The sequence below is a fragment of the Actinomycetota bacterium genome (genome assembly GCA_019347575.1).
GTDB lineage: Bacteria > Actinomycetota > Nitriliruptoria > Nitriliruptorales > Nitriliruptoraceae > JAHWKY01.
Window position 1 is genome coordinate 1 of the sequence record JAHWKY010000065.1, and the last position, 9,384, is coordinate 9,384.

Genomic DNA, 9,384 nt, shown 5'->3' on the forward strand with positions numbered 1-9,384 from the left:
CCGCAGCGAGTTCCTCAACCCTGACTGCCGCGCCTGGCAGGCGATCGGCGCCCGCGACATCGGCGGGTTCCGCGACGCGGTGGCCGTGCGCATGGAGACCTGGCACGTGCCTGACACCAACCAGCGCCCGTTGCTGCAGGCCCGCTGGCCGGCGCTGGCACAAGCGGCCGAGGAGGCCGGCCGCAACTCCGTGTGGCTGGTCTACGACAAGTGGGAGCACGTGGCGGCGATCGTGTCGACGGTGCCGCACCTGGGCCCCCAGGCGCCGGTGCGCACCGAGGCCGGCAACCTCCTCGCCCTGGAGGCAGCCCCGTCGCTCGGCGAGGTGTTCGCCGACCAGGGCTGGACCCGGCGCAGCGACCGCACGCACTGGGTGCTCACGACCTGGCTCCCGTACGGCACCGGCCCCAACGGAGAGCCCGACCGGGGCGAGCCGTCGTTGTGGCAGAACTCGCCGCTGCTCCCACAACCACACGACAGCGACGGGGTATGCGTCCCGAGCCGCGGCGAGAACCATGAGACCGCCCCCGACGACTGCACCGCCAACTGCGGCGACGGCCGATGGGACGACGGCGAAGACAACCGCCGTTGCCCCAGCGACGTCCCCGCGTTCTGAGGGAGAGCGATCATGGGTCCACATCTGCGGTCGACATGCGTGGTCGTTGCTGTCGTGTCCTTGTCTGCGACCGCCGTCCCGGCGTGGGCGCTGGTCGGGTCAGCGACGCCTCGCTCGGGTGGCGACCACGCGCTGGCGCAGGTGGGCTTGGTTCTGCAGGGTGGGGAGGCGGATGCCGCCGGGTTCGCCGTCGCCGCTGGTGATCTCGACGGCGATGGTGTGGACGACGTGGCAGTTGCCGCGCCGTGCCACGCCGCGGGGGGCCCCGGTTCCGGCGCCGTCCACGTGGTCTACGGGCCGGTCGAGGGCGATCGCCTGCTCGCGGATGCCGACGCGACCCTCATCGGCGACGAGGACGGTGACTTCCTCGGCGAGGGTCTGGACGTCGTGGATCTCGACGGCGACGGTGACGACGAGCTGCTCATCGGCGCGCCGGGCCCGTTCGTCGGGGCCGGGCCGCTGGCTGCCGGGTGCTTCGAAACGCCGGTGCAGCCTGGTCGCAACCGACCGGGACAGGCCTACGTCGTGGACGGAGGCTCACGACTGTCCGGCACGGTGGATGTCGGCTCGGCAGCGCGCGCCGTGATCACCGGCCTGACCCCGACCGACTTCGTCGGTATCTCCGTGGGTGGCGTCGGCGACGTCGACGGCGATGGCCATCAGGACCTGCTGGTCGGTGGCAACGGTCCTGGGGCCCCGCCGGTCGGTGGCGGCTCCGCCTACCTGTTCACCGGTCCGTTGGACGACGATCGGCACGTCGCCGAGGCACGGGCGCAGCTGTTCGGTGAGCGGCCGGCCGACCTCGCCGGCGCCCGGGTCGACGGCGCCGACGTTGACGGCGATGGCCGATCGGATCTGCTGATCGCGGCCCCGGGCAACGCCGTGCCGCCCGCGAACCCCGGCCGCGTCCACCTCTACTACCAGCCGCCATCCGGGGCGCACAGCCTCGCGACGTCGGACGCGATTCTCGAGGGCACGACCGCAGACGACTTCACCGGGCAGGGACTGGCCGTCGGCGACCTGCTGGACGGTCCCGCCGCCGATGTGGCGATCGGCGCGCCTGGCGTCGACGCCGTCCACCTGATCGCAGGCGGCGAACGTCTCGTGGGTGCCGTCGGTTTGGCGGACGTCAGCAGCGTCCGTCTCGAAAGGGCGGACGGGCAGCAGTTCGGGCGCGCCCTCGCGATCGCCGACCTGGGTGGCGGTTCGAGAGCGGCGCTCGTGGTCGGCCACCCTGCCAGCGCCATCGCCGACGACGGCGGTGGCATCACGGTGGTCGATGCACCCCGCGGGCAACAGCGATGGGCCGATGCGACCCGGTCGTACACCGGCGAGCAAGGCGACGACGCCGGGTTCTCGCTCGCCACAGCTGACGTCGACGGCGACGGGGTCGATGACATCATCGTCGGCGCGCCCAACGTGAGCGGCGCCTACGCCGGCAAGGCGTACGTCGTGCCCGGCGGCGCAGCACAACCCGCGGCCGATCGAGGTGGCCACGACGCCACGGATGCTCCGCCAGCGCACGCAGCGGGTCCAGACGGGGTTCGGGCGGCGCTGCCGGTCACGGGCGCTCCACCCTCCTTCACCGGCGCGTTGTTGGTCGCCACATCGATCGCGCTCCGCGGACTGCAGACTCGTCCACGCCGTCGCCTAGCGTCCCGGCCTCGGGGCCATCCGACGAAGCGCCGTGCCGTGTTCGTCGTCTTGGCACTGGCCCTGCCGGTGCTCACCGGTGCCGTCCTAGACCAGCCTTCTCCGGATCGCCTCGGCCGCTCGTTCGATACCCCTCCCTGCACCGAGCCCGATCCTTGCGACTACGTCTGGGAAGGCGCCAGCCTGGCACCGTTCGAGCTCGCGTACGTCGAGGAGGTGGAGGTCCGAAGCCACGATGGCACGATGCTCCACGGGTGGCTCGCCTTCCCAGACCTCCCCGATGGCGTCACCGATGCGCCGGTCGCGCTGCACTCCTCGCCGTACCTGGGTGCGTGCCCGGTGGTCCCTTGTCCGGGTCCCGGCTCTGAGGAGTTCTGGGCTGACGAGCCGGGACCGGGCCCGACGCGGACGTGGGGCGTCGCCCCGATCGAGCTGGTTCGTCAGGGCTACGTGGCGGCGTTCTTCGACGTCCGGGGCACCGGCGGTTCCGGCGGCTGCTTCGACTTCTTCTCGCCTGAACTCCAACGCGACCAGGAGGCCCTCGTCGACTGGTTGGCGTCCCCGTCCCAAGGTTGGTCCAACGGCCGCGTGGGGATGGGGGGCAACTCCGCCCCCGCGTTCACCGCGCTCGCCGGCGCCGTGCAGGCTCCAGATGGCCTAAAGGCCATCGCTGTCGCAGGGGTCGTCACCCACCTGTACACCAACCGCTTCACCCCGCAGGGGGCCATCCAGAATTTCCGCGGCTACCTCGCGCTCGGCCCGATGTTGGCCGCGGCGACGCTGCCGCCACACCTCGGGAACGGCCACGAGGCGCTTGACGAGTTCGGACACCTGCCCGCCCGGCTCTGCCCGGAGGAGGGCCCACACTCCATCACCGGGGACCCCACCGACGGCTTCCGCGACGACCGAGATGAGACCTACTACGAAGAACGGAACCTGCTGCCTCGGCTGGGTGACATCACCGCGGCGACGCTGCTGGCCCACGGCTTCGACGACTTCGGTAGCCAGTACGAGGACTCGCTCGTGTCGGCGCTGGTCGACGCGCCGCTGTGGCAGATCACCGGCCAGTGGGCCCACGGGCCCCCGTTCGCCGAGGAGCCGGCACTGACACCGGAGTGGATCCGCGACAACTGGCGGACGACCCTCTTCGGCTGGCTCGGCTACTGGTTGCAGGGTGTCGGTGACGTCCCGCCGGACCGGGTCGACTATCAGGACGGCACGGGCCGGTGGCACCGCAGCGGCACCTGGCCGCCTGCGAACGCTCGCGAGGAGGTCCTCTACCTCGCCGGCGATCGGGTCGGTGGCACGGCCGGCGATGGGGACCGCACCTTCGTGGCGACCGCCCATCCCGGCAACGACTACCGGTCCGCGCAGGACGGTGGCGTCCCCGCCTACTGGTGGTCGGCAACGTGCAGGCAGCGACTCAGCGACGCGCTGGGCGAGTTCGGTGTGGCCTACGTCGGTGAGCCGCTCACGGACGGTGTACTCGTCGCTGGGAACCCCTTCGCGTACCTCCGGCTGTCCTCCACGCAGGAAGGGGGCATCGTCGGCGTGACCGTCGCACGACTCCCGGCGGGGAGCACCTGCGAGGACCCGGCCGCGGAGCTGGTCCCGTTGACCAGCGGCTCGGCGGATCTGCGCTTCCACACGGGCAGCTACCAGGGCACTGCCTTCCCGACCGGTCCGGACGCGCGGACGCACGTCCGCGTGGACCTGATCGACATCGCCGAGCAACTGCACCCGGGAGACCGTCTGGTCGTGCTGCTGCACGGCTCCGAGGACCCCGTTCTGGGCTACTACCAGCCCAGCCCCTACTCGCCGCGGATCACCGTGCACGCCGACGGTGGAGCGACGGCGAGCCACGTCGTGCTGCCACTGGCCAACGGCACCCTGCGCGGCGACCGCCCCAGCCTGCGCTACCCGCCCCGCCCCTTCGATCCGACCCCGCACGGCCGCGACGGTGACTGACTCCTCGGACGTCCACGGCGTCGGCCGGCTGAGCCAACCGCGACGGTCGCGATCGCCGCGTTGCTCCGGGTGGAGAGTTCCCGCGTACAGAGGATGAGGTTCCGCGCGCTCCCGGCGTTCCGGCCTCTGGGTGTCGTGTTGGAGCGCACCGTGATGAAGCGGCAGATGGAACGCGACTTCGAACACATGATCCTGCTCAACTACAAACAGATCATCGAGATCGAACGACGCGCCGGTGCCTAGCCGAACTCTGGACGCCAGCGACTGGCGCCGGGGCGCGAACAGCGCATGACGATCGTTGTGACGCCGACCGCCAGGTCGGCCGATCAGACGCCTGCGGTGATCTTGTCCACGATGCGGCCGGCGTCCTCACTGACGCCCAACAGGATCCCCGACTTGCGCTTGCTCAGCCAGGGGAACCCCACGAAGTACAGGCCATCCACCCGTGACACTCCCGCGTCGTGGATCGGGAGCCCTCGCTCGCCGAGCACGTCGTCACGGATCCAGGAGAAGTTGCCCGCGAAGCCCACGCACCAGATCACGGACGACACGCCTGCGGCCTCGAGGTCGAACCGCTCCAGCTCATCGGAGCCACGCAGGTCTGGCATCGGCGGCTCGTAGGGGTCGGGCTCGGGTTCGGGAGCGACGATGTCGTTGGCGTCGATGTAGGTGTCGATGGCAGCCTTGAACTCCGCACACTTGTCGTCCGCGAACCGCACGCATTCGTCGACGTTGGGCCGCAGGTGCCACACGACGCCCTCGATCCGCTCGACGCGCCCGAGCAAGGACGCGCCATCGCGGGCGAGCGATTGCAGGCTGATGGTGTGGCCTCCTTCGGTGCCCGACACCTGGGGCTGGGCGGCGTACTGGGCCGATGGGTCCGGGAGATCCCCGACCATCACGTCGAAGAACCCCATGGCGTGCCGCCAGTCGACGATGTCGCGACCTCGGTAGCGCCGGGGATGCGGGCGACCTTGCTGACACAGAGGTGAACGGTGCGTCCGGCTTTAGGCAGATCCTCGACGATCTGACATCCGGACTGTCCGCTGCCAACTACCACCACCGCGCCCGGGGCCAGCGCCCCGGCGTTCCGGTACGTGGCCGCTGTCAGGCTGGCGATCCTCTCGTCGAGGTCGGCAGCCACCGCGGGCAGGCGCGGTGTGCTCATGCTCCCCGAACACACGACGACGTTGCGCGCCTGCACCTGTCCGCCAGACGTGTCCACAAGGAAGTCGCCATCCAGCAGCCGTTCGACCGAGTTGACCTTGGTGTGTTCGCGGATTGGCAAGGCGTTCGAGCTGACGTACAACCAGCGCTGCCGGCGATCTTCTCCGGACCTACAGCGACGGGTCTACCGTCGTCTTCGGCGTTGTCACGACAGCCCTGAGAAGGCTCCCGTCAGGCTTCATCCATCGGGCGGTATCGGACTCGATACCGATCCTTCTCGATCACGAGCACCGTGCTCTCGGAGAGCTCACGCGCTCTGATCGAGCGGGATGATCCGCTGGTCAACGTTGGCCGCGGCGAAGCGCAGGGCTTCGCGGATGTCGTCCTCGACGAGCTGGGGGCGGTCCTCGAGGATGGTCTCGACCGTGGTCCCGGCCGCGATCATCCGCACGAGCATGGCCACCGCACGGCGGGGTCGGTGAGCGCATGTTCATCTCCCGCCGCACGGTCGAGACCCACATCGCCAACGTCTTCGCCAAGCTCGACGTGTCCAACCGACGCGAGCTCGAAGCGGCCTACGCCGAACGCGAAGCCTCCATGGCGCGATCCGGCTGACCTCACACGCACCTCGCACATATCCGTAGCGCTACGGATGTCTCGTACGTGCCACCTGCCACGCTCCTGAGGGTGCTCGACCGACCACCAGGAGGATGGGCATGGGTAGCCGGCTGTTCGGCACGTTGACCATCACCGCGACCGTCCTGTTGGCGACCGTGCCCTCCGCGACGGGGAGCGCGCAGGACGGGGGAGGCAGCGCCTTCCCGGAGGTCGTCGACGTCCGGCTGATCTCGGGCCCGAACCCGCTGGACCCGACGTGCGGGGACCCCGACGGGTCACCCATCATGGACTCGGAGGTCGAGGTCCATCTGGCCGTCGATCCGAACGACCCCGACCATCTCCTCGCGTCCTGGCAGCAGGACCGCTACCGGTCGGGTGGGGGCGCCCGGAGCAACGTCGTGGCGGTGAGCCGTGACGGCGGCGCCACCTGGGAGACGCCGATCACCGTGAGCGGCATCTCGAACTGCACGGACGAGAGCTCCCCGTACGACCGCGCCACCGACCCCTGGGGGGCCATCGGCCCGGACGGGACCGCCTTCCTCTCGACGCTCGCGTTCACCAACGACACGGAGGTCGACCCCGACGACGCCGTGTTCGTGAGCACGTCGCCGGACGGGGGCGCGACCTGGCACTCCGGCCCGTCCACGCTCGAAGCCGGGGAGCACTTCCTCGAGAAGCCGGTCATCACGGCCCACCCCGCCCGCTCCGGCAGGCTCTACGCCGTGTGGGCACGGGAGGAGGAGGAGCCCCTCACCGAGCAGGTGATCGACGATCAGATGCGTTTCGCGATGTCCCGTGACGGCGGGAGGACCTGGACCAGCGCGGTGACCATCCCCCCCGACGATCCCGTCCAGTGGGAGTGGCCCAACGACATCGCGGTCATCCCCCAGCACGACGGCGGCACGCGGCTCGTGGTCGTGTTCATGGTCTGGGACAAGCTCCACCGGGAACGCGGGACGCCGGGCACCCACCGACTGTTCTCGATCAGCTCCGACGACTCCGACGACTCCGGAGCTTCGTGGTCGGCGCCGTCGCCGATCGCGACGTACGCCAAGAGCGCCTTCCGCGGGGACCGGGACGAGGTCGTCTCGTTCGCGGACACGAACCCTGACGTCGCCGTTGCACCGGACGGCACGATGTACGTGGCCTGGTCGCAGGACACCCCGGTGGGGGCCGCGCCGGGCGGAACCGAGATCCGCATCGCGCGTTCGGACGATCAGGGCGCGACCTGGACGGCACCGACGACCGTCGCCAGCATCGCCAACGTCGCGGTGCTGCCGGCGATCGCCGTGGCCGGTGACGGGACCGTGGGCGTGTCGTGGTACGACGTCCGCCGCGACGTGCCCGGTGACGAGGAGCTGACGACCGACGTGTGGTTCGCGGCTTCGTCCGACCGCGGCGTCTCGTGGCGGGAGATCCACCTCGCCGGACCGTTCGACCTCCGCCGCGCCCCGCGCGACCGGGACGGGTCGCGCTACTTCCTCGGTGACTACGCCGGGCTCGTCGGGTTCCCGTACGGGTTCGGTGCTCTGTTCTCCGTGGCCCCGCCGGTTGCCGAGCACGGACCTGCCGACGTCGCCTTCGCCCCGATCTCCCTGCCGCATGCGGGGACCGTCAAGATCACCGGATCCGGGGCGGTCCCGGGTGAGGACCCCGGTGGGACCGCTACGTTCGACCTGTCGGTGCAGAGCGACGGTGAGGGCGCCCTGAAGGGTCACGTCGCGTTCGACGATCCATCGGCGGAGGTGCGGATCGAGGCCACGGCACTGACGTCCGTTGTCCTCCAACGGACCGCCGACGGGATGCGCTGCACCGTGCGGGGTCAGGCACGCGTGACGCGGGATGGGGCCGTGACCACCGAGCCGTTCACCCTGTGGTGCCTCGATGGTGGGACGGGTCCGCGGGGTGATGACCTGCGCCTCGACGCCCAGTCGTACGCGGGCGGAGGCGCACTGGACGACGGCAACGTCACGGTGCACGGGTGATGAGAGTCCCTCGGCCTGCCCCACGGGTTCGGGCTGCTGTCCCGGTGGCGCCACCGCTCACGTCGTCCGGACCCAGCGATGTCCTATTCGCGCGGATCAAGCTGGATCCGCGTCCGTCCACGTCCTCGACGACGAGGTGACCATGAGTGGATCGAAGCGCACACGGTTCGTCCTGCTGATCGCGGTCGTCGTCGCGGCGTTCGCGGGGACCGTCGTCATCACGGGGAGCGGACCCATGAGCGCCGTGGACCGCGCCGCTCCTCCCCTGTCGGCGCACGGACACGCCCGGTCGGCGCACGCCCACGACATCGCGCTGACGCAACCGGCCGGGGGGCCGTCGTGGGGCTCCCACGTGATCGAGCACAGTCCGGGCGGCGTCCCCAACGAGGGGGTTGTCAACGGAAGTCGTGGCGCGCTGTACCGGACCGGCGAGATCGCCTCCGAACCGACCCTGGGTCTCACGAGTGGCGGCACGATCCTGTACCAGCTCTGGGATGCAGAGGGTCTCTCGGTCGTGGGCCGTTCGACGGACGGCGGACGCACCTGGAGCTACGCCTCGCCCTCGCCCCTGACCGATGCCACCGGCGGGACGTTCGACCCCTACCTCTACGTCGATCCCGTGACGGACCGGGTGTTCAGCGTGAACCTGACCCCCGCGTTGGAGTGCCACGAGGTGTCGTTCAGCGACGATGCGGGCGTCACCTGGACCAGCTCGCCCCTGTGCGGTCAGCTCGACCACCAGACGCTGTTCGCGGGACCGCCCGTCACCAGCGATCTCGACCCGGACGTCTACCCCAACGTCGTGTACCTGTGCTCTGCCCAGGTCCCACCGGGCGCGAACTTCTCGTCGCTGACGACGTGCCAGCGTTCGCTTGACGGCGGTCGGACGTTCGTGCCGACGGGCGAGCCGGCCTATGTCGGCATCGATCCGGAGGTCGACCAGGGGGACTTCGGCATCCCGGGATTCTGCGGGGGACTGTCGGGTCACGGTGTGGTGGGTCCGGACGGGACGGTCTACCTGCCGCGTACCTACTGCGGTCGCCCGTTCCTGGCGATCAGCCGTGACGAGGGCGCGACGTGGGAGCGGGTGCAGGTCTCCGACATTGGCACCTACCGCGGCGGCGTGATCATGGTGCCCCCGTTCTTCGGCGGGGAGTCCCCGCTCCCAATCTCCACGTCGGTGGCGATCGATGAGGCCGGCACGCTCTACTTCGCCTGGGTGGCCCGCGACCGACTGCCGTACGTCGCGATCAGCGAGGACGGCGGCCTCACGTGGGGAGAGCCGATGATGATCGCTCCGCCCGGGGTGCGCGAGACGATCTTCGTGGACGTGGCCGCGGCCGGGCCGGGCGAGGTTGCCTTTGCGTACATGGGGAG

9 protein-coding genes are annotated in these 9,384 nt (G+C 70.4%); 6 read left to right on the plus strand and 3 right to left on the minus strand.

The window, feature by feature from the left end; all coding sequences use genetic code 11:
- The 3 genes from KY469_21510 to KY469_21520 form a co-directional block, all read left to right on the plus strand.
- Positions 1-616 (plus strand): hypothetical protein (locus tag KY469_21510; protein MBW3665680.1); only part of this gene is annotated, 616 nt, incomplete at its 5' end.
- A gap of 12 nt (positions 617-628) precedes the next feature.
- Complete coding sequence (locus KY469_21515) at positions 629-4,237, plus strand: CocE/NonD family hydrolase (protein ID MBW3665681.1); 3,609 nt, start codon at positions 629-631, stop codon at positions 4,235-4,237.
- 93 nt (positions 4,238-4,330) lie between these two features.
- Entirely contained in the window at positions 4,331-4,480 is a 150-nt protein-coding gene (locus KY469_21520; GenBank protein ID MBW3665682.1) for a hypothetical protein, read from the plus strand.
- A gap of 83 nt (positions 4,481-4,563) precedes the next feature.
- Here the strand turns inward: KY469_21520 and KY469_21525 are convergent, their stop codons facing one another.
- From KY469_21525 to KY469_21535, 3 genes are all read right to left on the minus strand, one after another.
- A complete protein-coding gene (locus KY469_21525; protein MBW3665683.1) occupies positions 4,564-5,154 on the minus strand; it encodes a hypothetical protein in 591 nt (196 codons plus the stop codon).
- A complete protein-coding gene (locus KY469_21530; GenBank protein MBW3665684.1) occupies positions 5,136-5,546 on the minus strand; it encodes an NAD(P)-binding domain-containing protein in 411 nt (136 codons plus the stop codon). Before KY469_21530 ends, KY469_21525 begins: the two co-directional genes overlap by 19 nt.
- A gap of 165 nt (positions 5,547-5,711) precedes the next feature.
- The gene (locus KY469_21535) at positions 5,712-5,861 is read right to left on the minus strand and encodes a DUF433 domain-containing protein (GenBank protein ID MBW3665685.1); all 150 of its coding nucleotides are present in this window, start codon (positions 5,859-5,861) and stop codon (positions 5,712-5,714) included.
- Between the two features lie 29 nt (positions 5,862-5,890).
- Here KY469_21535 and KY469_21540 point away from each other — a divergent pair, with 29 nt between their 5' ends.
- The 3 genes from KY469_21540 to KY469_21550 form a co-directional block, all read left to right on the plus strand.
- Positions 5,891-6,019 (plus strand): LuxR C-terminal-related transcriptional regulator, encoded by a 129-nt coding sequence (locus KY469_21540; protein MBW3665686.1) that lies wholly within the window; start codon positions 5,891-5,893, stop codon positions 6,017-6,019.
- Positions 6,020-6,120: 101 nt separating this feature from the next.
- Positions 6,121-8,007 carry a glycoside hydrolase gene (locus KY469_21545; GenBank protein MBW3665687.1) on the plus strand — a complete coding sequence of 629 codons (1,887 nt, stop codon included), beginning with the start codon at positions 6,121-6,123 and terminating at the stop codon, positions 8,005-8,007.
- 142 nt (positions 8,008-8,149) lie between these two features.
- Positions 8,150-9,384 (plus strand): glycoside hydrolase (locus tag KY469_21550; protein MBW3665688.1); only part of this gene is annotated, 1,235 nt, incomplete at its 3' end.

Coding starts and splice junctions, on each gene's coding strand:
- KY469_21540 (MBW3665686.1), top strand. CDS start 5,891: ATGTTCATCTCCCGCCGCACGGTCGAGACCCACATCGCCAACGTCTTC.
- KY469_21520 (MBW3665682.1), top strand. CDS start 4,331: ATGAGGTTCCGCGCGCTCCCGGCGTTCCGGCCTCTGGGTGTCGTGTTG.
- KY469_21515 (MBW3665681.1), top strand. CDS start 629: ATGGGTCCACATCTGCGGTCGACATGCGTGGTCGTTGCTGTCGTGTCC.
- KY469_21525 (MBW3665683.1), bottom strand. CDS start 5,154: ATGGGGTTCTTCGACGTGATGGTCGGGGATCTCCCGGACCCATCGGCC.
- KY469_21535 (MBW3665685.1), bottom strand. CDS start 5,861: ATGCTCGTGCGGATGATCGCGGCCGGGACCACGGTCGAGACCATCCTC.
- KY469_21545 (MBW3665687.1), top strand. CDS start 6,121: ATGGGTAGCCGGCTGTTCGGCACGTTGACCATCACCGCGACCGTCCTG.